Raw genomic sequence first — 25,063 nt, forward strand, 5'->3', positions numbered from 1 at the left:
CGCGCCGAGCCCTGGCCGCCGTGGCGGAAGCGGACAAGACGCCGGCCCGTCCGGCGTCACCGCCCCGCCGGTCGGGGCTCGATGCGGGGCTCGATGTTGTGGTTGAGCCGGAAGACGTTGTCCGGGTCGTACAGGGCCTTCACCCCGGCCAGGCGGTGGTAGTTCTCGGCGCCGAATCCCTCGATGACCCGGTCCCGGCCTTCCTTGCCGATGAAGTTGAGGTAGACCGCGCCGCGGGACCACGGCCGGACGTCGGCGCGGGTGTCATGGGCCCATTGCCGGACGCGGGCGTCGTCGGCCGGGTCGTCCCACAGGCCGAAGGGGTGCACGATCCAGGGCGCCTCGCGCCAGGGCAGCGGAAAGTCGGAGGGTCCCTGGGACACCGCTCCGCCCTGAGGGAACAGAACGTGCTGGGAAGGGGAGGGGACGACCATGTCGAAGGCGCGCGAGCAGAAGCGGTCCACCGCCTGGTCGGGGAAGGTGTCGAGGTATTCGGCGGACCAGTAGTTCCGGTAGCCGGGCGGGTCGTCGAGCATGCACTGCAGGTCCGCGTAGGGCAGTTCGGTGATCATTTCCGCGTCGTGGCCGAGCTGCAGCAGGGGAGCGGTGATGGCGCGGGCCTGCTCCTCGTGGCCGGTGTACGTGAGGAGCACCGCGCAGACGAGGGTGTCGACCATGTCTTCGGGAACGAACTCCTCGGGCGGGCCGGTGAGATAGAGCAGCCCTCCACCGACCTGGCCCGGCGCGGACTCGAAGAAGTCGCGGTAGGCGCGCACCACGGCCGGGCCCGCTTCGGGGCGCCACAGCAGCAGCATCGCCGTCATGGTGGTGAGCGGATGGAGCCGGAGGGTGAAGGCGGTGGCCACGCCGAAATTGCCGCCACCGCCGTGGAGGGCCCAGAACAGCTCCGGGTGCTCCTTCTCGTCGACGTGCAACTGGTCGCCCTGCGCCGTCACCAGGTCGACGGACAGGAGGTTGTCGCAGGCCAGACCGAAGGCGCGGTCCAGAAAGCCCGCGCCACCGCCCAGCACGAAGCCGCCGACCCCGGTGGTGGATACGCGGCCTCCGGTCGTCGCCAGGCCGTACGGCTGTGTCGCCCGGTCGAGCCCGCTCATGATCGCGCCGCCACCGACCGTCGCCGTACGGGCGCCGGGGTCGACCGCCACCCCGTCCATCCTGCGCAGGTCGATGACGAGACCGCCGTCCACGAGGGACATCCCGGCCACGCTGTGTCCGCCGCCGCGCACCGCGATCGGCAGGTCGTGGTCGCGGGCGAAGCGGATCGCGCGGGCGACGTCTTGTGCGGTCTCGCATTGCGCGATGGCGGCCGGGCGCCGGTCGATCATCGCGTTGAAGAGCCTGCGGGCCTCGTCATAGGGCGCGTCGCCCGGCGCGATCACCTTGCCGACCAGGCTCTCGCCGAGGTCGGTGAGGGCTGTGCCGTAGCTGCCACCGGGTGCCATGGGGGACCACTCCCCGTAGTGATGGTCGGCCTCATGTCCGTTGCCGACCCCATCTCAAGCGTAACGAGCGGTGTGGTCGGGGGCGCGTCGAGAACGGCGCTCAGCGAGCCCCGGCCGTGCCCCTCAACCGAACGCCGCCAGGGAGACCGGCTGCCACTCCCGCCACGTCTTCAGGCGCTCCTCGTAGAGATCGGCGACATCGGTGAAGGACTTGCCGAGGAAGATCCTCAGCGGGGGCCGCTCCGCGTCGACGATCCGGAGAATCGCGTCGCGGGTCGCGCGCGGGTCGCCGACCTCGAAATCCACCGCGGTGGCCTCGTGGACTTCGGCGTAGTCCGGGTGCCGCTCACTGTGCCGTGCCCCGCGCGCCAGCCAGTCGGTGGCATAGGGGCCGGGCTCGACGTTGGTGATATGGATGCCGAAGGCCGCCACTTCTTGTGCCAGGGACTCCGACAATCCCTCAAGGGCCCATTTGGAGGCGTGGTACGCGCCGATGCCGGGGAAGGCCCGTACGCCGCCCTCGCTGGTCACCTGGAGGATCCGTCCCGATCGCTGCGCCCGCATGAGGGGCAGAACGGCCTGTGTGACCCACACCGCGCCCAGGAAGTTGGTCTCCATCTGGGCCCTGAGCTCGTCCTCGGTCAACTCCTCGACCATGCCGAAATGCCCGTAGCCGGCGTTGTTCACCGCGATGTCCAGCGAACCGAAATGCGCATGGGTGCGCTGCACCGCCGCATGCACCGCGGCCCGGTCGGTGACGTCGAGCCGCAACGGCAGCACCGCATCCCCGTACCGCTCGACCAGGGGATTCAGGTGGCTGATATCCCGAGCTGTCGCCGCGACGTGATCGCCGCGTTCCAGCGCGGCGTCCGCCCACTCGCGGCCGAACCCCCTCGAGCTGCCCGTGATGAACCACGTCTTCGCCATGATGATCGGTGCTCCCTTTGGGATGGCTTGCCTGCTGTTGCTCCTCCATCGTGCGGCTGGTCAAGGCATTCCACCAGCGAAGGTCTGGCATAGGAGACATGTGGTTTCGGAATGTGTCACGATGACGGCATGGCCGACCTGTCGCTCACCGGTCTCCGCGTCGTCCAGGCCGTGGTCGACACCGGATCGTTCACTGCCGCGGCCGACGCACTCGGATACACCCAGTCGGCGGTGTCCCGTCAGGTGGCGGCGATGGAAGCCGCCGCGGGCGCACCGCTGTTCGTCCGGGGCGCCCGCGGGGTGACGCCCTCACCTGCGGGGATGGTGCTCGCCCGCCGGGCCGCGACGGTCCTCAGCGAGATCGACGCCGTCAGCGCGGACCTCGCCGGGCTGACGGACCACGTCACCGGGCGAGTCTCCATCGCGGCCTTCCCCTCGGCCGCCGCCGTGCTCGTCCCCAGGACACTGGCCCGGCTGCGCGACGACCACCCGGCACTGATCGTCGAGTTCGGCGAGGCGTCCTCGCCCACGCAGCTTCGCCAGCTCCGCGCCCACCGCATCGACGTCGCGGTGATCGGCGTGGGAGCGGACCTGCCCGGCTACGCATTCGAGGGGCTGCGCCGCGATCTGCTCCTCGACGGCGGTCTCCTGCTCGCCGTCCCCGCGAACCACCGGTTCGCCGGTCGCGGAACCATCCCGGTGACCGAGCTGAGGGACGAGCCCTGGATCGTCGGCAAGGGCCTCCGCGACGACCCCCAGTTCGGCGCCTGGCCCACCCTCGACCACCCGCGGATCGCCTACGCCGCCCGCGAATGGCCCACGCGACTCGGCCTTGTCGCCACCGGTCTCGGCATCGCCGTACTCCCCGAAGTGGCCGCCGCCGCGATCCCCTCCGGCGTCCGTACCGTCCGAGTCGACGACCCCGCCTGGCTCGGCCGGGCGATGGTCGCCGTCACGGTCCGCGACCGCTCTCCCGAGGTGACGGCCACCGTGGAGGCGCTGCGCCACGAGGCCGCACAGCTTCGTGCGGCACGCTGACGCCGGGGTGCGACCGTGCGGGCACATGCCAGCGCCCCCGGGGTTGGCGCGGGGGCGCGAGCGGGCTCGACCGCAGCGAGAGGCCACACCTGGGGAGAGGGGGCTCGCGCTCGGCATGGGTCGAACCTGCTTGTGACGGTAGGCCCGTGATGCTGTGTGTGTCACGGGTCGCGCACAAGACCGCCCGTATGAGGCAAGACCTGACGGCCCTGACACGTCGCGGTCGGTGGCGCCCGGGTGCGTCAATCGCCGCTTGGTGCTGGCCAGTTGGCCAGTAGCGTGTCGGCCGCGGTGTGCAGGTGCTGGGCCGGGATGCCGTCGCGTACCTGCGTCGAGATGCCGAGCAGGAAGCCGTGGATCATCGACGTGGTGCCGTCCACGTCGGTGTCCTCGGCGAGGTCTCCGGCGGCGATGCCGCGTACGACGCATGCTCTGACGCGGGCTCGGTCCACCGCCCGGCGGGCGGCCACGACCCTTCGCGCCGCCTCGCCCGTCTCCGGTGCGCCGAGCGTGCCCGAGAGGGCGATGAGGCATCCGCGGGGGTGGGACGGGTCGGTCTGCATGTCGATCGATCCGTGCAGGAGTCGGGCGATGGCCTTCCGAGGGCTCAGGGCCTCGTCGGCGGCGACGTCGGTGATGCTGCCCGGGCCTGAGATGTAGTGCTCCACGGACCGTTCGAACAAGCCGTCCTTCGAGCCGAAGGCGCCGTACAGGCTGGCCGAGGACAGGCCCGTGGCCTCGCGTAGTTGCGCGAGCGAGGTCGCTTCGTAGCCCTGCTCCCAGAACAGCAGCATCGCGGCTTCCAACACGGACTCGGGGTCGAAGGTGCGGGGACGGCCGACGGGTGACACGGCAGACCTCCTCCATTTTCAGAATGACTGATCCAGTTTGACGGATGCAGTCGCCGTTCGTCAATATCGGATCGATCGATCCGTAAGTGATGGAGGAACCCCGATGACCTCGACGTTCCCTGCCGCGGCTCCCACGCGACCACGCGAACCGCTTCCCGTTCCGGCGCTGGTCGTGATGGCGTGCACCGGTTTCATCGTGATCATGACCGAGACGCTGCCGGCCGGGCTGCTCCCGCAACTCGCCGGTGGACTCGGCGTCTCGGAGGGCGGAGCCGGGCAGCTCGTGAGCGCCTACGCGATCGGAACGGTGCTCGCGGCGATACCCGCGATCATGCTGACCCGCGGGGCCCGGCGGAAGCCGCTCCTCCTGGCCGGGCTGCTCGGATTCCTGGTCGCCAACACCGTCACCACCCTGTCGCCCTCGCTCCCCGTGGCCCTCGGTGCCCGCTTCGTCGCGGGAGCCTTCTCCGGCCTGCTGTGGGGCATGCTCGCGGGATACGCGCGGCGCATCGCCGCGCCGGAGCACGCGGGACGCGCCCTCGCCATCGCCATGACCGGGACCCCGGTCGCACTCTCAGTCGGGACGCCGCTGGGTGCCTGGCTCGGTTCGGCGGCCGGATGGCGATGGGCCTTCGCCGCGATGTCCCTGCTCACCGCCGTCGTCATGGTCTTCGCGTGGTTCCTGGTGCCCGACGTTGCGGGGCAGCGGGCGCAGACGCGGGTGCCGCTCGCCCAGGTGCTGGGCATTCCGGGCGTGGCGACCATCCTCCTCGTCGTCTTCGTCTGGATGCTCGCGCACAACCTCCTCTACACCTACATCGCCCCCTATCTGCGGCAGACGCATCTCGCACTGCGGCCCGACATCGCACTCGTCGTCTTCGGCGTCGCGGCACTCGCGGGGATCTGGATCACCGGCGTCTTCATCGACCACGCGCTGCGCCGGCTCACCCTGGTGAGCGTGAGCCTGTTCATCGTCTCCGGCGCGACGTTCGTCCTCGGCCGGGGGGCCCTGGTTCTCGTACTCCTCGCGATCGTCCTGTGGGGCATCGCCTTCGGCGGCGCGGCGACGCACCTGCAGACGGCCATGGGAGAAGCCGCGGGCGAGAACGGCGATGTGGCGAACGCCCTGCTCACGACCTCCTTCAACCTGGCGATCTTCGCGGGCGGTGCGCTCGGTGCCGTCATCGTCGACGGTGTCGGCGCATCGGTCCTCCCCGCCGGGATGATCGTGCTCGCGCTCCTCGCACTGGTCACGGTCGGCTGCGGTCGGCGTGCGGCCTTTCCTGCGGGGAGGTGATTCCCCGGGAGGCGGTGATCCCCGTCGGTCGGCTGGGCCGGGAGCTTATCGAGGGCGGTGGTGGCCCGGGCCGGGTGTGTCGGGTGGGGCCGATGCGCCGGGTCGGCCCGGTGGTCGCCGATCCGTCGCGGGGCGGGCGGCTGTGCCCCGACCGGCCCTGGGGCTTCGTGGGCGGCGGCCGTTGCCCGCCCCGTTGAGCGGGATCAGCGACTCCAAGGTGGAGCCCCGCACCCAGGCGCCGAGGAGGTTGCGGTGCATGGCGACGATCTCGTGCTTCACCGCGAGCCGCTCCGCGTCCCGTGTGAAGTCGCACGTGGCGACGAACACCGCTACATCCGCGGCGTGTTCGGCCTTCGCGGTGCCGAGGAACTTCTGCATATCGCCGCTCGGCACGGTGCGATGGGGTGCGTAGTGCTTGCACTGGATCACCAGCCGGCGCCCGTCCGGCATCCGGCCGACGACGTCGGCGCCCAGGTCACCCGACTTCCCGGAGACGACGACCTGGGTGCAGCCGTCCCGGCGGCACAGCTCCGCGACGTACCGTTCGAACCGCTGCCAGGTCATGGCGTCCACCTCGGCCATGGACCGTTCACGTGCCGCGTTCTCCTCCTCGGTCTGCCAGGCGCGGTGTTCCGCCACGGTGCGCAGATGCGTTCGCCGCAACCACCAGCCGATGCCGCCGAGCAGCCCCACGAGGACCAATCCGGCGACGTACGGCCACACCGTCTTCCAGGCCAGGGCCAGCGCGAGGACCATCACCGCGCCGCCGCTCCAGGCCGTGCGGCGCGGCCGTGCCTTGGCTCGCCGTAACGCCGCTTTACGTCGCCGTTGCCGTAGCCCTCGTCGTGGCCCCTGTCGTCGCACGGCCATCGCGCCCCCTGTCGGCTGGTTTCCCGGCAGTCTCGGGAATGGCGGGACGGCCCCGCAAGACCGCCTTATGAGCCGGGCCGGGTCTGCCGTGGGCGAATCTGCTGCCGGCCGAGATTCCTTACCGCGCAAGCGAATTGGGGCGATGGTGAAAGGACCGCGGCGGTAAAGGACCGCGGCGGTGTGGGTCGCGGTACTCACAGGCGGCACTCACAGGGAGGTCCGATGGGAACATTCGGAGCATTCGCCACCGGCTGGGAGCCGGGATCGCATCCGCGAGCCGCGGAGGGGGAAACGGCTCCCACGCGGTTCGACGATCATCTTGCCTCGCAACTGCTGACACAGCGCATCGTCTTTCTCGGGACGCAGGTGGACGAGGTGTCCGCGAACCGGGTGTGCGCGCAGATGCTGCTGCTGTCGGCCGAGGACCCGCGGTCGGACATCAGCCTCTACATCAACAGCCCGGGCGGTTCGGTGACGGCGGGGCTGGCGATCTACGACACGATGCGGCTGATTCCGAACGACGTGTCCACGCTCACCATGGGATTCGCCGCGAGCATGGGGCAGTTTCTGCTCACCGTCGGAGCGACGGGAAAGCGCTACGCACTGCCGAATTCCCGCATCATGATGCATCAGCCGTCCGCCGGTATCGGGGGGAGCACGGCCGATATCGCGATTCAGGCCGAGAACCTCGAATTCATGAAGCGGTCGATCGAGCGAATCACGGCGGAACACACCGGACAGAGCGTGGAGACCATTTCGCGCGACGGAGACCGCGACCGGTGGTTCACGGCGGAGCAGGCGAAGGAGTACGGAATGGTCGACCGGGTCCTGGAGTCCCTCGCGGACGTACGGCCGGCCGGCGCGCGGCGCAGGATGGGGATCTGACATGGGGCAGTACACGATTCCGACGGTCGTCGAGCGCACCACGCAGGGGGAGCGCGCGTACGACATCTACAGCCGGCTGCTGTCCGAGCGGATCATCTTCCTCGGCACGGAGATCGACGACGGCGTGGCCAACGTCGTCATCGCGCAACTGCTCCACCTCGAATCGTCGAGCTCGGAGCAGGAGATCGCGATCTACATCAACTCACCGGGCGGCTCGTTCACCTCGCTGATGGCGATCTACGACACGATGACGTTCGTGTCCGCGCCCATCTCGACGTTCTGCGTAGGGCAGGCGGCCTCGACCGCGGCGGTGCTGCTGGCCGGGGGAGACCCCGGGCGGCGGTTCGTGCTGGAGCACGCCCGGGTGCTGCTGGGGCAGCCGGTGAGCGGTGGTCAGCAGGGCACGGTCTCGGACCTCAGTCTGCAGGCCAAGGAGATGCTCCGGATCCGCTCGCAGGTCGAGGAGGTGCTCGCGCGCCATACGCCCCACGATGCCGCCACCCTCCGCGCCGACATGGACCGCGACAAGGTCTTCACGGCGCGGGAGGCGGTGACGTACGGGCTCGCCGACGAGGTGCTGAGCCGGCGGGCGGGCAGGGGGTTCTGAGGGGCGGACAGTCGGTGTCCCGGAAGCGGGGCGTCGGACGGCGGTGTCTCGGACGGCGGTGTCTCAGACGGCGATGTCTCAGGCGGCGAGCCGTACCTCGCCCTGCCGCCCCGCGTTCCGGGACCCGCGGTCCGCGACGGATGTGGCCGACGTGGTGGAGGTGACGGACGTGAGGGACGCGACCGACACCGCCGCACCGTCGCGCCGCCGCCGCGGGCCGGAGACGAGACGGATCAGCTCGCCCTGGGCCATGGCGAGGAGGTCGGCCAGGCTGAGGCCGAGCGCGCGGGCCGCGGCCGCGAGGACCTCGGACGACGCCTCCTTGCGGCCCCGTTCGAGTTCGGAGAGGTACGGCATCGAGATCCGCGCCGCCTCGGCCACGTCCTTGAGCGTGCGCTGCTGGGCGAGGCGCTCGCGCCGCAGCACCCCTCCGACGAGATCCCGCAACAGGGGCTCCTTCACCGGCTCCCGGCCGGGCTGCTCCCGCCGGACCGGGGCGCCCGGGACAGCCGGGGCGGCCGGAACGGCGGGGCCGGCCGCGGGGGCTCCGGCGGCCCCGGCGGTGGCTCCCGCCTGGGGCACCGGGTCCGCGGTGGCCGGACGCAGGGGAATGACGCGGGCTCGGTTCGACGCGTGGCTGCTCACCCCCTCAGAGTAGGAGCGTCGCGCCCGGCGGGAAGGGGACGGCGCTCTGCCCTTGGCGAAGCGCTCATACGTTCGAGTGCCTCCCCCGGTTCGCCGCGCCCCCGTTGTCAGTGCCCGGCTCTACCGTATGGCTGTCCTTATTCACGCTTGCTGGGCTGCTTGCGTACTCGGACACGGCGGTGGCCGGGCCCAACAGCGCGGGCCCGGCCCCCGACGGAAGGCCAGGGGCCGGTTCCCCGGCTCAGGAAGTGATGCGCAGCTCCGGCGGATAGCCGGTCCAGCGCAGCGGTGCGGGCAGATGCGCCATGTCGTTGGAGAAGAGCACCGAGGGCGGTCGGCCGGGCGGGGGATAGCGGATGACCGTCAGCGCCGCGTTGCACTGGTTGAGGCCGAGCCAGCGCCACTTCGGGGCGTCGAGCGCGGCTCGGACCAGCCACCCGATGAGGAAGTTATGGGTGACGACCAGCTCATGGCGGTCCTCGGGGCCGTCCACGGGGCCAGTGAAGCGCTCTTCGGCGGTACGGGCCAGCAGCGGGCCGCGGGCGCGCTCATCGGGTGGAAAGCCATGGACGAAGTCGAGCAGGAAGTCGGCCGATTCGGCGGGCAGTTCGGCTCGGTGGGGCGTGTACGGCACATAGTCCCCGGCCGGTTCGCAGACATGGGCGGGTACGCCGTCGAGCCGGTCACCGATCAGCCGGGCGGTCTCGGCCGCCCGGGGCAGCGGGCCGTGGTGGACCGCCGACAGCGGGACGTCCCGGAGCCGCTCGCCGAGCAGCGCGGCCTGGCGGCGGCCGGTGGGGGTGAGCCCGCGTTCGTCCGGCGTGGCCTCGCCGTGGCGGGTCAGATAGAGATAGCGGGTGGCGTGGGTCGCGGTCATAGTCCCTGTCCGTCGAGAGTCGCTGGAAGGGACGACCGGTGCGGGGTGGCGGTTCCAACCGGCCGGTACCACTGCCCGGCGTCCGTTCCCGGCGGCCCCCTCGGGCGGCCCGCTATCGCCGGTCCGTGGACTTCCGGTCGTCTTCGGGCGGGCGGGGCTCGTCCGGGGCGAGGCGGAAGACGGCTTCGGCCAGTTGGGCGCAGACGTGTTCGATCTGGCGGCGGGTGGCGTTCCGTTCGGTGATGATCGCCGACAGCAGCAGGGCCGTCAGGGCCGTCGAGCCGTTGAACGCCTGGAGGGTGACCATCCGGGCCGGCAGCGAATGGTGGGAGAACGGACCGGTGCCCTCCGCCGTCGCGGCGATCGCGAGCACCGAGACGATGAGCGAGCACGGGGCGGCGCCCGCGAGTTGGAAGCGCAGGGCGGCCCAGATCAGGAAGGGGAAGACGAGGAAGAGCAGGCTGACCTCCGTCCGCGTGGCGACCAGGGTGACGGCCGCCGTGCCCAGCAGCAGGGCCGCCGCCTCCAGCAGGCGGTACGGGCTGACGCCACGGGGCAGCCGGGCGCGGTGGAGCAGGCGGTGGAGCACCAGCAGCAGAGGGGTGATCACCAGCACGCCCATCGCGTCGCCCGTCCACCACACCGACCAGGCGGTCCAGAAGTCACCCGCCGGGAGCGCGCTTGCCACGATGAGTGCGGCGGTCCCCACCGTGGCGCTGATCAGCATGCCCGCCAGGGCGCCGAGGAAGACCAGGACCAGCGCGTCCCGCAGCCGGTCCAGGGCGGGCCGGAAGCCCACGCGGCGCAGCAGCAGATACGAGCAGATCGGGGCCAGGGTGTTGCCCACGACGATCGCGAGGACCGCCAGGGGCGACGGGCCGATGGGGGCGTTGACCGCGACGGCCCCGAGGGCGATGCCCGGCCAGGCCATGGGGCCCAGCGTCAGCAGACAGGCCAGGGCGATTCCGGTCGGCGGCCACAGCGGGGTCACCTGATCGCGCACCAGCTCCTGCAGCAGTCCGATCCAGGCGCCCGCGTAGTAGAGGGCGGCGACGGCCACGAGCCGCAGTGCCGTGGCACCGTGGCGCCGGAAACCGTTGTTCCGCCGGATCCCCATATCGCGCGCCACAGCGGCCATCCCACTACGTGCGCCCCGGGCCGACGCGGCTGACACGCGGCCACCGGGCCGGGCTCGCCCATACGCAGCACGGCCTCGCCCGCACACACCGCGGCCCGGCACAATTTCATGGCTTGACTTAAGGCTCGTATTGACACCGGAATCCCATGGTCATACCGTCCTCAAAGCCGCGGTACAGACCAACCAACCAGCCGGTGACGAGCACTCGTTGGAACGCGCCGCGACCGCCCTGTGACCGCACCGGGGCGCTCTTCCCCACCCCACGAGGAGAGGCTTCCGTGATGCGAGAACCGGCACGATTCGCGAGACGCTCCAGACCCCCAAGACCCTCAGGATCGCCAAGGCCCCCCAGATCCCCCAGATCCCCGAGAGTGGCTCTGCTGGCCGCCTTCGCCATGCTCACCGCGCTGTGCGGCACGCTGGCGACGGCTCCCGGGGCGAGCGCCAAGGCCGCGGCGCTGCCGACGGGCTGGGCCACCGCCGTCAACAAGGGCAGCGGCAAGTGCGTGGACGCGCGGGGCGCGGCGACGGCGAACGGCACCGCCGTCCAGCAGTACGCCTGCAACAACTCCGCCGCACAGCTCTGGAAGTTCGAGGACACGGGCGACGGCTATGTCCGCGTCGACAACCGCAACGACGCCGCCCAGGCGTGGGATGTGACGGATGTGTCCACGGCCGACGGCGCCGCCGTCCAGCTATGGACCTACAGCGGCGGCGACAACCAGCAGTGGCGCGCCGTGGACGAGGGCGGCGGGGCGTATCACTTCGTCAACCGGCACAGCGGCAAATGCCTCGATGTGCCCAGCGCCTCCACCCAGGACGGGGTGCAGCTCGCGCAGTACACCTGCAACGGCAGCGCCGCCCAGTCCTTCCAGGTGGCCGCCGCGCCCGAGCAGCCGGGCGACGGACCCGACCTCGGCCCGAACGTCGCCGTCTTCGATCCGACGATGCCCGCGTCGGCCATTCAGAGCCGTCTGAACTCCATCTTCCAGCAGCAGGAGCGGAACCAGTTCGGCTCCAACCGCTATGCGGTGCTCTTCAAGCCGGGCACGTACAGCGCCGACGTCAATGTGGGCTTCTACACGCAGGTGCTGGGCCTGGGGATGTCACCGGACGATGTGACCATCAACGGCGCGGTGCACGCCGAGGCCGACTGGTTCCAGGGGAACGCGACCCAGAACTTCTGGCGCGGCGCGGAGAACCTGTCGGTCAATCCCTCCTCGGGCACCGACCGATGGGCGGTGTCCCAGGCCGCGCCGTACCGCCGGATGCATGTCCGCGGTTCGCTGCAGCTCGATGACGGGGGCTGGTCGAGCGGCGGGTTCATGGCCGATACGAAGATCGACGGCCAGGTGCGCTCCGGATCGCAGCAGCAGTGGCTCTCCCGGAACACCCAGTGGGGAAGCTGGTCCGGATCCAACTGGAACATGGTGTTCGTCGGGGCCCTCAACGCGCCCTCGGGGAACTTCCCGAGCCCGCCCTACACGGTGGTGAACCAGACCCCGACCGTCCGGGAGAAGCCCTTCCTCTACGTCGACCAGGCGGGCGCCTACCAGGTCTTCGTGCCCTCGCTGCGGTCGAATTCCCAGGGCACCACCTGGGCCGGTGGCGCTCCGGCGGGATCGTCGCTGCCCATCGACCAGTTCTTCATCGCCAAGCCGGGGGTCTCCGCGTCGGCCATCAACGCCGCGCTCGCCCAGGGCAAGCATCTGCTGTTCACCCCGGGGGTCTACCACCTCGGCGAGACCTTGAAGGTGACCCGGCCCGACACGGTCGTCCTCGGCCTCGGGCTCGCCACCCTCGTCCCCGACAACGGTGTGACCGCGATGTCGGTCGCCGATGTCGACGGAGTCAAGGTGGCGGGGCTGCTGTTCGACGCCGGTACGGTGAATTCCGCCGCCCTGATGGAGGTGGGACCGAGCGGCGCGAGCGGCAAGCACGCGGCGAACCCGACGTCCCTGCACGATGTGTTCTTCCGGGTCGGCGGGGCCGGGGTCGGCAAGGCGTCCAAGAGCCTGGTGGTCAACAGCTCGAACGTGATCGGCGACCATCTGTGGATCTGGCGGGCCGACCACGGTGACGGCGTCGGCTGGAACACCAACACCGCGGCCAACGGCCTGACCGTGAACGGTGCCGACGTCACCATGTACGGCCTGTTCGTCGAGCACTATCAGCAGTACCAGACGATTTGGAACGGCAACGGCGGCCGGACCTACTTCTACCAGAACGAAATGCCCTATGACCCGCCCAACCAGGGCGCCTGGATGAACGGGAACACCCAGGGCTACGCGGCCTACAAGGTCGGGCCGAACGTCACCAGCCATGAGGCGTGGGGGCTGGGCAGCTACTGCTACTTCAACGTCAATCCCGGTGTCGTCGCGGCCCGCGCCTTCGAGGTCCCCGACACCCCGGGCGTCCGCTTCCACCACATGGTCACCGTGTCGCTCGGCGGCACCGGCACCATCAGCCACGTCATCAACAACACGGGCGGGCCGTCCAATTCCGGCAGCAATGTGGCGAACCTCGTGAACTACCCCTAGAACCCCGCGCCCCACGGACGACCACGTGCCCGCGATACGGCCCCTCCACGGGTCGTATCGCGGGCACGCATATGCGCATCGGGCTTGCCCACCTCTGCGGGAGACGTCACCGTTGAGCCCCACGGGCACGCGCCGCGTCGCCCGTATTCGACTGGGACCGGAGGTGCCATGGGACCGATCGTTCCACCCCTCGTTCCACCGTATGAGACCGTCGGCGACGGGCCGCACCATGTGATGGCGGTGCACGGCTGGTTCTCGGACCGTGCCGCGTACGCCGCGATGCTGCCGCATGTCGACCGGCGCGGGTTCACCTATGTTCTGCCCGATCTGCGCGGCTACGGCGAGGCGCGCGACATCCCCGGCGCGTACACCACCGGCGAGGCCGGGAAGGATCTGCTCGCGCTCGCCGATCACCTCGGCTGGGAGCGGTTCTCGCTCGTCGGCCACTCGATGGGCGGGGCCGTCGTCCAGCGCGTCCTGGCGGCGGCCCCGCAGCGGGTCCGCCGGCTGGTCGGGGTCGCGCCGGTGCCGGCCAGTGGAGTGCCGATGGAGGGTGAGCAGTGGCAGCTTTTCGCGGCCGCCGCCGACCATCCGGAGAACCGACGGACCATCATCGACCTCACCACCGGCGGCCGTCACCCGGCCGCCTGGCTGGACCTGATGGTGCGCCACTCGCTGGAGCACAGCGAGCCCAAGGCGCTCCGCGCCTGGCTGGACTCGTGGGCGCTGGAGGACTTCCACGAGGACATAGCCGGTGCCCAGGTGCCGGTCCGGATCGTGGTCGGCGCCCACGACCCGGCGCTCACGGCGGAGGTGATGCGGCAGACCTGGCTGCGCTGGTACGTCAACGCCGAGCTGGTGGAGCTGGAGTATGCCGGGCACTACCCCGCCGATGAGACTCCACAGGAACTCGTGCGGGCGGTGGAGGACTTCATCACGGCCGACGCGTAGCCGACGGTGAGGCGCCGGAGGCGGTCGCGGATGGATCGGCGGAGGGCGAGGTGGAAGACGAGACGGAGGGTGAGGCGGAGGCACTGCTGGTGTGCTTCGCCTCGCTCTGCTGGTACTTCTCCTCGCTCTCCTGGTACTTGGGCAGCAGATCCTTCAAGATCTTGTCGACATAGTCCTGCGTCTCGAGGATCTTCGGGATGCCGCGCGCCCGAAGCACCGCGTTCGGCCCCGCGTTGTAGGCCGCGAGCGCGAGCCGGGTCGCCCCGGACGTGGTCTTGCCGCCCGGGACCACCTTGACCACCTCGTACAGATGGCACATGTAGCGGGCCTGCGAGGGGATGGCGTCGCGGGGCTCCCAGATATTGGCCCTGCCGTCGCCGTCGCCGTCCTGGCCCCATTCCTTCCAGGTGACCGGGGAGAACTGCGAAATGCCCTGGGCGTGCCCGGAGTCCGCGTCCGGACGCCAGCCGCTCTCCGCGTCGATCTGGGCGGCCAGCAGCGGCACGCTCAGCGGGGTGCAGGTGCGCACCGCCGACTCCACGACGGGGCGCCGGGCCTCGGGTACCACCGGAAGCTCCGGTTCCGAGGGTGCGGTGAGATGCCGTACGACGAGCACCGCGGCCACGACCAGTGCGAGCCCGGCGAGGAACGCCGCGACCAGCCCGGCGGCGCGGGTCAGCATGCCAGAGGCGGTACGGAAGGGGTACGCATGCAGGGACGGTAGCGGGTCTCGTGGGCCGATCCGTAATCGGTCGCCGACACGGGCCTATCGCGCCTGGTGGACCGGGGGCATGGGCTGCCCGGCGGGTGCCGCGGGGAGCGGTCCGGCCGCGTCCGCGCCCGGACGCTTCATCACATACGCCGCGCCGGCGCCCGCCGCGAACAGCGCGAGCACCGAGACCGCCGTGCCCAGCCAGGTGGCACCGAGCCACTGGCCGCCGATATAGCCGAGGGCCACGCTGTATGCCGCCCAGGCGAGCCCGGCCACCGCGGACCACGGCAGGAATTCCTTCACCCTCCGGTGGGCCGCGCCCGCGCTCAGGCTGACGACCGAGCGCCCCGCGGGCGCGAAGCGGGCTATCACCACGAGCGGGCCGCCGCCGCGCACCAGCGCGGTGCCCAACTTCTCCTGGGCGGAGGTGAGTCGGCGGGAGCGGGCGATGGCGCGGTCGAGCCGGTCGCTGCCGCGCCAGGCCAGCCGGTAGGCGACCATGTCCCCGAGGACGGAGGCGGTCGCGGCGCACAGGATCAGCCCGAACATGGCGGGGAAGTCGGCGGCGTCGGCCTGGCGCACGACGCCGACGGCGTCAACGGTGGTGCCGGCGGCCGCGGTGGCGGCGGTGATGACCAGAACTCCGCTGGGCAGAACGGGCAGGAAGACGTCGAGCAGGACGGATGCCCCGATCACCGCATAGATCCATGGGGTGTTGGTCAGCGACCCCAGATGTTCCAACAACGTTCTACTCCCGATCCCGGTCCCCCCGCTGCGCATGTCGCCGGGAAGCGGCAGGCGTCAGCCTGTAACAGCCATACAGCGTACGCCTGTGCCTGACGAGGATAACGGTAAGGGGCGTGATGATGTTGTTCGAATCACGCCATGCAGGGCGTTCGGCCCTGCATGGCGTGATCGGTCAGGTGGCGCTGAATATCGTTCGAATTCCGGTCGAATGCGGAGAAGTGGCGTCTATCAGACGGTCGACGGCTGGCGTTGCGTTTCGGGCGCCGCTTCGCTCGCGCGGGCCGAGCCGAATATTCGGTCCAGCGCCCAGGGGCCGGGGCCGGTGAAGACGAGCAGCAGCAGGGCCCAGCAGAACATCGCGGCGGGCTCGCCGCCGTTCTGAATGGGCCACAGCTTCTCGGGCTGGTGCTCATGGAAGTACGCGTAGGCCATCGAGCCCGAGGAGATGAACGCCGCGCTGCGGCTGCCGACGCCGAGCATCACGAGGGCGCCGCCGACGAGCTGGATCACCGCCGCGTACCAGCCCGGCCAGGTGCCGGCCTCGATGGTCTTGCCGGTGCCCATCATGCCGCCGAACCAGCCGAGCAGCGACGAGGCGCCGTGGCTGAAGAAGAGCAGTCCGACGACGATGCGGAAGAGGGAGAGAACGTACGGCCTGGCGCTATCGAGCGCCTCGCCGAGGGTGCGGGGGGTGGGGGAAGAAGGCATGGGAGGGGAGCTCCTTGCTCCTGGGGACAGGAAACAGCGGAGTGCCAGGTTAGGTTCCCCTCACCTTTTGTTGCAAGTTCAAGTTTATGCCAATGTCGGTGCCCCGGGGCCCCCTTCATGGCGCCCCAAAGGCCGCTCTTCAGAGCCTTGTCGCGCACATCGGGACACCTTCCTGCAGGGTCTGTCCCGTAAGCGCCGCGCGCAGCGCCGCGCGTGCTACCGCGTCCGTGTCGCAGAGGGTGACGGAGTTCACGCCCGGCCGCGCGCCCGCGGCCGTCACCCAGTGGACCCCCTCGGTCGGCACCCCGATGGCGAACCGCCGCGGATGCGGGCGGCCGTGGGCGTCCACCACCCGGTAGGGGGCGGTGGTGACGTCGAGTCCGCCGGTCTCGTAGCCCTCCACCCGATGCGGACGGCCTTGCCCGGTCTCCAGCAGATGGATCAGCAACTCATCGGCGGTCCGGCGCACATCCGGCTCCGGCAGCCGTGCCTCGATCAGGGTCGTGGCCACCACTGGCGGACCCGGCACCTCGGCCGACCGCGCGGCGAAACCAGCCCCTTCGGCCCCCGTGTCCTGGCCTTCCAAGGTCACTTCGAGCCGTGGGCCGAGGACGTCCAGGACGCCCGCCTCGATCAGCGCGGCCATCTCCTCGATCCGGCGGCGCGGCGGGCCGATCGAGAGAAAGGCGTTGAGCGGGGTGTACCAGCGGTCCAGATGGGCCCGGCGGGACGCCCCCGTCAGCCCGCCGTGATCGACGATCTGCCGCAGCTCGTTGCGGAGGTCGCGCAGAACGTCGAGGGCCGCCTTGACCGGGCCCTCGACATTGCCCAGCCGGGCGTGCGCCACATCCTGGTGGGCGTACGTCAGCAGCCACCGCCGGAACTCGTCACGCCCCGTGAACCGGCGGCCGCGATACGGCTGGGACACCGCGTCCCAGGACCAGCGCTCCGCGTTCGGTATGCCGTACTCCGTGAGCACGGCGGCCTCTTCGGGGCTGCCGTGCCCGGTGGCCAAAAAGTGACTCCTGAAACGTGCTGAGGTGAACGGGGCGGGGGCGCCGGGCTCGGTCCCGGAGGCTTCCTGGGCCTCCGGGGCACGGGTGTCGGGTGCGCGGAGGGCCAGCAGCGTCTCGTAGTAGACCGTCTCGGCCTCCTTGGCGACCAGTGGCCATATCTCGGCGAGGAAGTCCGGCGGATCGCCGGAGTCCGCGCGCTTGCGGAAGTGGCCGAGCACATCGGGGGTCAGCAGCAGCGGGGTGTGTCGGCCACACGGCCCCTTCGCGTTGTCGCCCCGCGCGTGGTACGGGATGCCGCGCCGCGACCCCGCGTAGAGCCGTGGCTCGCGCCCCGAGGGCCGGTAGACCAGACCGCCGCGCGGATGCGGTGCGAACGTGCCGCCCCGGCCCGCCGTCAGCAGCGCCATATGGTCGAAGAAGTTGAGGCCGAGACCGCGCAGCAGCACCGGTTCGCCCGGCGCGATGAGCGACAAGTCGACATCGGCGGGATTGGCGGGCGGGTAGTAGCGCAGCCCGTGCCGCTCCGCGTGGGCCGCGTACCGCCGCTCCGTGGCGTCGGTGGCCGCCGGCAGATGGCCCTGCGCCAGGACGACCGCACGCAGCCCCTCCAGACGGCTCCCGTCGTCCAGCGTCAGCACCTGCTCGCCGTCGGCCCGTTCCTCCAGCCGTACGGCGCGGGCCCGGTGCGTCCGGACGGTCACGCTCTCCGGCGCGCCCCGCACCACCTCGCCGAACACCCACTCCAGATAGCGGCCGTAGAGCGCGCGGCTCGGATAGTCGTCCGGGCCGAGACCGGGTGCCAGACCGCGCGCCGCGACCCATTCGTACAGGGTCGGCCCGGTCCGCACCGGTCCGCCGCATTCGACGCTGACGTCGGTGAACAGGGTCACCTGCGAGGCCACGGTGTTCATCAGCAATTCGTGCGGCTGGGCGGTGCGCCACACCCGTCCCGCACCGGGCGGGGAGGGGTCCATCAGGTGCACCGTCAGCGGGGTGCCAGGCGCCAGTTCCGGGGCCGAGGCGCACAGGCGCTCCAGCACGCTGGTGCCGCGCGGCCCGGCGCCGACGACGGCTATCGCGTGAGAGTCTCCGGCCAAGGTCGTGTCTCCCGGGGCAGATGTGACGCAGGATGCGCGCCCATCATGCCGCTCGCTCCACAGGAATCGACCTGGTCTCCGGAACGTACAGCTCCGTTGTGGGCTGTATCACGTGACGTACGGCACGGAACGGTACCAAGGGGCCGGCTACCCGGCCCAGTCCGTCTCCAGCGCCGTCACCAGCCGGGCCCCGCCGCCCGAGGCGTCCGACCGCGCCTGGTCCAGGCGCAGATGGGCGCCACGGCCCTGGAGGGTCAGCGTCATGAGCTGGTTGCCGAACCAGGGCCCGCCCGTCTTGTGCCAGGTCAAGCGGGAGCCCGGCACCCGCCCATGGCGCCGGAAGAGCCGTCCCAGGGCGCGGCCCGCCGCGCTCCAGCCAAAGCGGAAGCCGAGCCGGATCGAGGCGTAGATGCTGTTGTGGACCGGAGAGCAGGTCAACTGCCGCACCTGGCTGCGGGGCGGCCGGGACGACCACCGTGACCAGTCCGGGGCGGCGATATAGGCGTGGTGCACATCGCCGGAGAGCACACTGATCGTGGCGGGTGCCCCCGGCGCGCCGCCCACCTCGGCGATGGTGTCGGTGAGCGCGTCGAAGGACTCGGGGAACGCCGCCCAGTGCTCAAGGTCGCCGCGCTGTCGCAGATCCTCGGCGATCCGCGCCCAGCGCCCACCGCGTCTGCCGCCGCACACCGAGGCGTTCCACGCCTCCACGTCATGCACGAAATGCGGCAGCAGCCAGGGCAGCGAGGTGCCGAGCAGCAGATGGTCGTAGCCGCCGAAGGCCCCGGGCTCTTCCTGACCGGGGCGGCCGGACGTACCGCCCGCGCCGTCCATGGCCTGCTCACGCACCCAGGCGAACTCCTTCTCGCTCAGCATCGCCCGCCGGCCCTCCTCCAGCACCCGTGCCGCGCGGGTGTCGACCATCAGCAGCCGGGTGCGGCCGAAGTCGCGGCGGTAGCTCCAGCGGGTGTACGACGGATCGGCGTCGGCGCGGGTGGCGAACTCCCGCAGCGCCTCGGTGCCGTCGTCGGCCGTGCGCACCTGCGCGTAGAGCGGGTCGGCGGCCAGTTCGGTGGGGGAGAGGTTGCCCAGGTGCTGATGGACCCAGTAGGACATCAGACCGCTCAGTATCCGCTCCCGCCACCACGGGGTGGCGCGCATCCGGCGCTGCCATGCCTCGCTGGTGTTCCAGTCGTCGATGACATCGTGGTCGTCGAAGATCATGCAGCTCGGGACGGTGGAGAGCAGCCAGCGCACCTCGGGGTCCAGCCAGGACTCGTAGTAGAGGCGGGTGTACTCCTCGTAGTCCGCGACCTGCTCGCCCGGCGGCTCGCTCAGATCGCGGCGGGTGGCCAGCCAGCGGCGGGTCTCGGCGGAGGTCTCGTCCGCGTACACCTGGTCGCCCAGCAGCACCAGCACATCGGGGCGTGGGCGCTCGGGGGTGCGGGCCAGCGCCTGCGCGAGGGTGTCGAGCGCGTCGGGCCCGATCGGGTCGTGCGAGGCGTCGGAGGGCGGCGCGGCCCACCGGCAGGAGCCGAAGGCCACGCGCACGGGCGCGTCCGTCCCCGGGGCGGGGGTGCGGATGGTGCTGTCGGGGAAGGGGGAGTCGGGCAGCGGCCAGACCTGCTCACCGTCGAGCAGCACCCGGTAGGCGGTCTCCGCGTCCGGCCGCAGCCCGGTGACCGGGATCAGGGCGTAGTGGTGTCCGGCGATCCGCCAGGTGCGGGCGGTGCCGCCCGCCCCGTCGGCGCACCGCACCTCGACCTCACAGGGCCGGTCGGCCTCGACCCAGACGGTCGCGCCGGTGCCGGTCTCCCAGTCGACCTGGCGCAGTAGTGGTCCCAGGCGCAGCCCGGCCATCCGGACCTCCTCCGTCGTTCTGTGATGTGCTCGTCATGCGTACGGTACGGAACGACGGAGAAGGTGCGGCGGTTCCACCCGGCGGTGTGCCGGTTGGTATGCCGGTCGGTGTGCCGTCTCAGCAGCCGTTGAGGATGCCGCTGAGCGCGGACTTCTCGGCCGAGTCGAGGCTGAGGCCGTAGGTGTACTTCACCGAGACCCACATGCGGGCGTACATGCAGTGGTAAGCGGTCCGGGGCGGCAGCCACTCGCCGGGGTCCTGGTCGCTCTTGGACTGGTTGACGTTGTCCGTCACGGCGATGAGCTGGGAGTGCGTCAGGTCGTTGGCGAAAGCCTGGCGCTGGGCGGTGGTCCAGCTATTGGCACCGGACTTCCACGCCTCGGCGAGCGGGACCATGTGGTCGATGTCCACGTCGCCGGAGGCGGTCCAGGTCTCGCCGTCGTACTCGGAGTACCAGGAGCCGCTGGTGGCCTTGCAACTGGAGTCGGTCTGGACGTTCTGGCCGTCGCGCTTGAGGACCTCCTCGCGGGTGTCGCAGGAGCCGCTCTGGGTGATCCAGTGCGGGAACTTGTCGCGGCTGTAACCGTCGGTGGTGCCCTCGGTCTTGACGGTCAGCGAGGCGAGCTGGGTGCGGGCGGTGGCGGCGCTCGGCGGGGTGGGCGGGGAAGCCTGGGCGGTGGGCCCGCTCATGACGATCGTGCCCAGCAGGGCGACGAACCCGCCGAAGACGGAGGCGCGACGCGCGTAGACGCGACGGCGAGTGGGATGACGGTGCATGTCTGACATGCGAACTCCCTTGAGGGTGGGGGGTCGTTGGCCGCTGGTGCCCGGCCATGCTTGCGACGCCGGGTTTCCGTGGGGTGGGCGCCAGGTAACAGAGTGACGACGCGGTCATGTCAACGCAAGGGGTTCCAGGAGGCGGTTGGGGCCACGTACGCGATCCGGCGCGGCCGTCGCACGCTCGTGAGGCGGCCACGAATCGCGTGCGCCCGCGCTCGCGTTGGTGGCATCGCCGCCGGTCAACGCCGCGCCCGGGGCGACACTCGCGGCTTCGCCGCCCGGCGCGCGCGTGGCGGCCCTTGTGGCCGCCTGCGAGCCGGGCGCGCGAACGGCGACGGCGCGACGGGCGGCCTGGGAGGCCGTGCCGCCTGCGGCGGGCTGCTCCCCTCCCAGCCCCTTCCCGCAGCATCGATATGCGGCTCCGCCGCGTGGTGGGGCTCCGCCCCAGCCCCCGGGCCGGGGCTCGGCCCAGACTTCGGACTGGGCTTCGCCCCTTCCCGTGGTGTCGATATGCGGCTGCGCCGCGTCGCCGGGCTCTGCCCCGGAGCCCGGGGTCCAGGGGGCGGAGCCCCTGCCACGCGGCGGAGCCGCACATGCATGCCGCGGGAAGGGGCGGAGAGGGGGATATGTGGCTCCGCCGGACATTCGGGCGCGCTGCCGCCGGGGCTCGACCGGACCCTCGGCTTGTGGGGCTGGTCACACATCCCGGTGCCCTCGTCGGCATGGCGTGGTGCGGCGGTTCGCCCATGCGGGCAGGCGTGGTGCGGCTGTTCGGGCCGACGGCGGCGGTCGTGGTGGGGGCCGGGGCGGAGGTCCGGGGGTCGGGTGCGGCCCGGGTTCCCGTATCCTTGTCGGCAGCAGAAGGGGAGTAGCTCCTCGCCGGACCGTCGACATACTGCCCGCCCCTCGAGGTGCGGGCCGGCGCCCGGAGCGTACGAGACCACCGCGTGACGCGGAGGCCGTGCGCCAGCGAGACCTTCGGCCGCAGTGTCCGACGCTGCCGTGCCGAAGCGATCCCTCCCCGGGGCCCTTGGGTGCGGCCCGATCTACGAGGTATCCATTCCGTGTTCAGCATCACCGTCGCCGCCGTGGTCTTCGGCGTCGTCTTCCTCGCCGAACTTCCCGACAAGACCGCCCTGGCCGGGCTGATGCTCGGCACCCGCTACCGCGCCTCGTACGTCTTCGTCGGCGTGGCCGCGGCCTTCGCCCTCCACGTCGGGCTCGCCATCGCGGCGGGCAGTGTGCTCACCCTGCTGCCGCACCGGCTGCTGCAGGCGATCGTGGGAGTGCTCTTCCTCGGGGGAGCGGCCATGCTGCTCTTCAAGAAGGACGACGGGGAGGAGGAGGTCCGCAAGCCCGCCGACCAGAGCTTCTGGAAGGTGTCCGGGGCGGGCTTCATGCTGATCCTGGTCGCCGAGTTCGGCGATCTGACCCAGATCATGACCGCGAACCTCGCCGCCCGCTACGACGACCCGCTGTCAGTGGGCGTGGGCGCGGTGCTGGCGCTGTGGGCCGTCGCGGGGCTGGGCATCGTGGGCGGCCGCACCCTGATGCGGTACGTACCGCTCCGGCTGATCACCAAGGTCGCGGCCCTGGTGATGCTGGCGCTGGGCGGATTCAGCCTGTACGAGGCCATCGCGGCCTGAGCGGGCCGCACGCCCGGGCGCCCGACTGGCACGCCCGGGCGCCCGGGGGCGCGCCTGGCTGTCTGGGGGTGCGCCTGGCTGTCTGGGGGCGTGGCTCCTGGGGCGCCCGGGCGCGTGGGCGCGTGGGGTGGCGCGGTGCTGGGTCCGGAAGCGGGGCGCGTGGGGTGGCGCGGCGCTCAGTCCGGAAGCCGGGCGTGTGGGTCGAGGTGCTCAGCCCGAGACGCCCGGCAGGTGTGGGGGCATGGGGCCCGAGAATTCCGGGGGGCGTGGGTGGCGGCGCTCAGCCCGAGAATTCCGGGGGGCGTGGGTGGCGGCGCTCAGCCCGAGAAGCCGGGGGGCGTGGGTGGTGGCGCTCAGCCCGAGAAGCCGAGGGGAGCGTGGGTCGCGGTGCTCAGCCCGGGGAGCCCGGGTAGCCCGAGGAGCCCGGGGAGTGCGGGGGCATGGGGCCCGGGAAATCCGGGGGCGCGCGTAGGGCGCGGCGCTCGGTCCGAGAAGGCAGGGAGCGTGGGGCGGCGCGGCGCTCAGGCCGCGATGTGCAGCCGCAGGGTGCCGTCGGGCAGTGCCTCGACCCGCACCTGCTCCAGGTCCCGCACATGGGCGTCCGGGGCGTGCGCAGCGGCGCGCGGTCCGACGCCGACGACCCGCATCCCGGCCGCCCGGCCCGCCGCGATGCCGACTTCCGAGTCCTCGAAGACGACACAGTCGGCGGGGGCGAAGCCCAGCTCGGCCGCGCCCTTGAGGAAGCCCTCCGGGTCCGGCTTGCTCGCGCCGACGCACTCCGCGGTGACCCGCACCTCCGGCATCGTGAGCCCGGCGGCGCCCATGCGCGCGCCGGCGAGCCCCTTGTCGGCGGAGGTCACCAGGGCGTGCGGAAGCCCGGCCAGCGAGGCCATGAAGGCGGGCGCGCCGGGCACCGGCACGACGCCGTCGAGATCCGTGGTCTCCCACTCCAGCATCCGCTGGTTGTCGGCCAGGTTCTGTTCGACCGGCCGGTCGGGGAGGAGTACCGCCATCGTCGCGTGGCCCTGCCGCCCGTGGACGATTTGGAGCACGCTCTCCGCGTCCAGCCCCTGCTCGGCCGCCCACCGCCGCCAGCAGCGCTCGACGACGGCGTCGGAGTTGACCAGGGTGCCGTCCATGTCGAGGAGGAGTGCGCGGGCGGTGAGCGACATCGAGACTCCTGGGCGCGAGCGCGGAAAGAAACACAAGCGGCTCCGCCCGCCGGTCAGGGGAAACGGGCGGAACCACTTTGTTCCTTCACGATACAAAGCGTGGCCCATATGCGCCAGGGGGGGTCCCTCCATGGCTCGTCTCTGGGGCTCGTCTCTACGGCTCCTTGGTTCTGGATTCGAGGTCGCGGCGGGTGTTCTCGCCGTAGACACCGTCCGGATCACCCGTGATGTCGTGCTGGTCCTGGTAGCTGGAGACCACCCGCCGCACCCCGCCGTCGTAGTCCCCGTCCGCCACGCCGATGTAGAGCAGTAGCTGGGACAGCCGCTTCTGCAGCTCGGCCACCTCGGGCCCGCTGTCGCCCTCGCGCAGCGCGGGCGGGCCGGTGGGCCCGGGGGGATCGGACGGAGCGGAGGTCGGCCCGCCGGAGGCGGTCGGCCCGGGCTTCGTCGCCGAGTCGGTCGCGGAGCCCGACGCCGAGGGGCGGGCGGTGGCCGAGGGGCCGGTCCCGCTCGGGGACGCGCTCGCCCGTGCCGAGCCGGACGCGGACGGGCGGGGCGTGGCACTCGACGAGGGGGCGCCGGACGACGGGCTGTCCTCCGCGGTCGGCAGCTCCTCCTCGACCGGGGCGCTGGCGGTGCTGTCGGCCAGCGTGCGGTCGCTCGTGCCCCCGCCGCCGCCGTCCTCTTTGTGGTCACCGCCGAGCAGACCGGTGCCGACCGCCAGCGAACCGGCCACGGCCACGGCCGCCGCCCCCGCGAGCACGGCCGCCACGACCTTGCGCTTGCTCTTGCGGTGCCGGGCGGGGCCGGGTTCCTCCCCCGGTGCGACTCCGCCGGCCTCTCCGGCGGCGCCCCCGCCAGCGCCTCCGGCGGCGTCGCCGCCCGTCTCGTCCCCGCCGGGTCTCTCCTCGACGCGGTCGATCACCCGCGTCTCGTCGGTGTCCCCCTTCTCCGCCTCCTCCTTCTCCGCCTTCTTCCTCTCCGCCTCCTCGAAGAGACGCAGATCACGCGGATCGGGCCCGTTCTGGCGCTCCTCCGAGAGCGTCACATAGGGGTGCGGATGGGTCTGGTCTTCGGTCTCGCCTGCCGTCGCGGTGGACGCGGCGGCGCGTTCGGCACACGTACAGCCGGGGCGCCCGTTGGCGCGCGCCGGTGCGAAGCAGTGCGGGCAGGATTCTGCCGTCACGGAACTTTCCCTCCCTGGAGTTCGCAGCGATTATGCGCATCCGATCCCC

General features: G+C 71.5%; 22 protein-coding genes. 7 read left to right on the plus strand and 15 right to left on the minus strand.

Annotated elements, in window-relative coordinates; all coding sequences use genetic code 11:
* Window positions 1–56 precede the first annotated feature (56 nt).
* The gene (locus J5X86_RS10640; protein WP_208516469.1) at window positions 57–1,463 is read right to left on the minus strand and encodes an FAD-binding oxidoreductase; all 1,407 of its coding nucleotides are present in this window, start codon (window positions 1,461–1,463) and stop codon (window positions 57–59) included.
* Window positions 1,464–1,586: 123 nt separating this feature from the next.
* Window positions 1,587–2,390 carry an SDR family NAD(P)-dependent oxidoreductase gene (locus J5X86_RS10645; protein WP_208516470.1) on the minus strand — a complete coding sequence of 268 codons (804 nt, stop codon included), beginning with the start codon at window positions 2,388–2,390 and terminating at the stop codon, window positions 1,587–1,589.
* Window positions 2,391–2,519: 129 nt separating this feature from the next.
* On the opposite strand from J5X86_RS10645, the gene J5X86_RS10650 reads away from it, so the two are divergent.
* Window positions 2,520–3,428, plus strand: a complete 909-nt coding sequence (locus J5X86_RS10650) for a LysR family transcriptional regulator (protein WP_208516471.1) — start codon at window positions 2,520–2,522, stop codon at window positions 3,426–3,428.
* 242 nt (window positions 3,429–3,670) lie between these two features.
* On the opposite strand, the gene J5X86_RS10655 is transcribed toward J5X86_RS10650, so the two are convergent.
* A complete protein-coding gene (locus tag J5X86_RS10655; RefSeq protein WP_208516472.1) occupies window positions 3,671–4,279 on the minus strand; it encodes a TetR/AcrR family transcriptional regulator in 609 nt (202 codons plus the stop codon).
* 103 nt (window positions 4,280–4,382) lie between these two features.
* On the opposite strand from J5X86_RS10655, the gene J5X86_RS10660 reads away from it, so the two are divergent.
* Complete coding sequence (locus tag J5X86_RS10660) at window positions 4,383–5,576, plus strand: MFS transporter (protein ID WP_208516473.1); 1,194 nt, start codon at window positions 4,383–4,385, stop codon at window positions 5,574–5,576.
* A gap of 45 nt (window positions 5,577–5,621) precedes the next feature.
* On the opposite strand, the gene J5X86_RS10665 is transcribed toward J5X86_RS10660, so the two are convergent.
* A complete protein-coding gene (locus tag J5X86_RS10665; RefSeq protein ID WP_208516576.1) occupies window positions 5,622–6,332 on the minus strand; it encodes a restriction endonuclease in 711 nt (236 codons plus the stop codon).
* Window positions 6,333–6,668: 336 nt separating this feature from the next.
* On the opposite strand from J5X86_RS10665, the gene J5X86_RS10670 reads away from it, so the two are divergent.
* Both J5X86_RS10670 and J5X86_RS10675 read left to right on the plus strand, forming a co-directional pair.
* Entirely contained in the window at window positions 6,669–7,331 is a 663-nt protein-coding gene (locus J5X86_RS10670; protein ID WP_078641159.1) for an ATP-dependent Clp protease proteolytic subunit, read from the plus strand.
* A 1-nt stretch (window position 7,332) separates the two neighbouring features.
* Window positions 7,333–7,938, plus strand: a complete 606-nt coding sequence (locus tag J5X86_RS10675) for a ClpP family protease (RefSeq protein ID WP_014060295.1) — start codon at window positions 7,333–7,335, stop codon at window positions 7,936–7,938.
* Window positions 7,939–8,016: 78 nt separating this feature from the next.
* Here J5X86_RS10675 and J5X86_RS10680 read toward each other — a convergent pair whose 3' ends face one another.
* The 3 genes from J5X86_RS10680 to J5X86_RS10690 form a co-directional block, all read right to left on the minus strand.
* Entirely contained in the window at window positions 8,017–8,583 is a 567-nt protein-coding gene (locus tag J5X86_RS10680) for a helix-turn-helix transcriptional regulator (protein WP_308124497.1), read from the minus strand.
* A gap of 241 nt (window positions 8,584–8,824) precedes the next feature.
* Complete coding sequence (locus tag J5X86_RS10685) at window positions 8,825–9,460, minus strand: histidine phosphatase family protein (RefSeq protein ID WP_208516474.1); 636 nt, start codon at window positions 9,458–9,460, stop codon at window positions 8,825–8,827.
* Window positions 9,461–9,572: 112 nt separating this feature from the next.
* Complete coding sequence (locus J5X86_RS10690) at window positions 9,573–10,598, minus strand: MASE1 domain-containing protein (RefSeq protein WP_243979970.1); 1,026 nt, start codon at window positions 10,596–10,598, stop codon at window positions 9,573–9,575.
* A 395-nt stretch (window positions 10,599–10,993) separates the two neighbouring features.
* Here J5X86_RS10690 and J5X86_RS10695 point away from each other — a divergent pair, with 395 nt between their 5' ends.
* Both J5X86_RS10695 and J5X86_RS10700 read left to right on the plus strand, forming a co-directional pair.
* On the plus strand, window positions 10,994–13,138 hold the full coding sequence (locus J5X86_RS10695; RefSeq protein ID WP_208516579.1) for an RICIN domain-containing protein: 2,145 nt from the start codon (window positions 10,994–10,996) through the stop codon (window positions 13,136–13,138).
* 168 nt (window positions 13,139–13,306) lie between these two features.
* The gene (locus tag J5X86_RS10700) at window positions 13,307–14,089 is read left to right on the plus strand and encodes an alpha/beta fold hydrolase (protein WP_093461415.1); all 783 of its coding nucleotides are present in this window, start codon (window positions 13,307–13,309) and stop codon (window positions 14,087–14,089) included.
* On the opposite strand, the gene J5X86_RS10705 is transcribed toward J5X86_RS10700, so the two are convergent.
* The 6 genes from J5X86_RS10705 to J5X86_RS10730 form a co-directional block, all read right to left on the minus strand.
* The gene (locus J5X86_RS10705; protein ID WP_208516475.1) at window positions 14,073–14,771 is read right to left on the minus strand and encodes a lytic transglycosylase domain-containing protein; all 699 of its coding nucleotides are present in this window, start codon (window positions 14,769–14,771) and stop codon (window positions 14,073–14,075) included. The genes J5X86_RS10700 and J5X86_RS10705 overlap by 17 nt on opposite strands.
* 84 nt (window positions 14,772–14,855) lie before the next feature.
* Window positions 14,856–15,545, minus strand: coding sequence for a DedA family protein (locus tag J5X86_RS10710; protein WP_208516476.1), 690 nt, complete (start codon window positions 15,543–15,545; stop codon window positions 14,856–14,858).
* Between the two features lie 231 nt (window positions 15,546–15,776).
* Window positions 15,777–16,256, minus strand: a complete 480-nt coding sequence (locus J5X86_RS10715; RefSeq protein ID WP_208516477.1) for a DoxX family protein — start codon at window positions 16,254–16,256, stop codon at window positions 15,777–15,779.
* Between the two features lie 139 nt (window positions 16,257–16,395).
* Entirely contained in the window at window positions 16,396–18,369 is a 1,974-nt protein-coding gene (locus tag J5X86_RS10720) for an FAD/NAD(P)-binding protein (RefSeq protein ID WP_208516478.1), read from the minus strand.
* Window positions 18,370–18,516: 147 nt separating this feature from the next.
* Window positions 18,517–20,229, minus strand: coding sequence for an alkaline phosphatase D family protein (locus J5X86_RS10725; protein ID WP_208516479.1), 1,713 nt, complete (start codon window positions 20,227–20,229; stop codon window positions 18,517–18,519).
* Between the two features lie 118 nt (window positions 20,230–20,347).
* On the minus strand, window positions 20,348–21,016 hold the full coding sequence (locus J5X86_RS10730; RefSeq protein ID WP_208516480.1) for an HNH endonuclease family protein: 669 nt from the start codon (window positions 21,014–21,016) through the stop codon (window positions 20,348–20,350).
* Between the two features lie 1,058 nt (window positions 21,017–22,074).
* Between J5X86_RS10730 and J5X86_RS10735 the strand changes: the two genes are divergently transcribed.
* A complete protein-coding gene (locus J5X86_RS10735) occupies window positions 22,075–22,656 on the plus strand; it encodes a TMEM165/GDT1 family protein (RefSeq protein ID WP_208516481.1) in 582 nt (193 codons plus the stop codon).
* 521 nt (window positions 22,657–23,177) lie between these two features.
* On the opposite strand, the gene J5X86_RS10740 is transcribed toward J5X86_RS10735, so the two are convergent.
* Together J5X86_RS10740 and J5X86_RS52435 are read right to left on the minus strand one after the other, a co-directional pair.
* Complete coding sequence (locus J5X86_RS10740; RefSeq protein ID WP_208516482.1) at window positions 23,178–23,828, minus strand: HAD-IA family hydrolase; 651 nt, start codon at window positions 23,826–23,828, stop codon at window positions 23,178–23,180.
* A gap of 154 nt (window positions 23,829–23,982) precedes the next feature.
* Window positions 23,983–25,014 (minus strand): peptidoglycan-binding protein, encoded by a 1,032-nt coding sequence (locus J5X86_RS52435; protein ID WP_208516483.1) that lies wholly within the window; start codon window positions 25,012–25,014, stop codon window positions 23,983–23,985.
* Window positions 25,015–25,063: the final 49 nt, after the last annotated feature.

Source organism: Streptomyces sp. NEAU-YJ-81 (assembly GCF_017592595.1).
Classification (GTDB): domain Bacteria; phylum Actinomycetota; class Actinomycetes; order Streptomycetales; family Streptomycetaceae; genus Streptomyces; species Streptomyces hygroscopicus_B.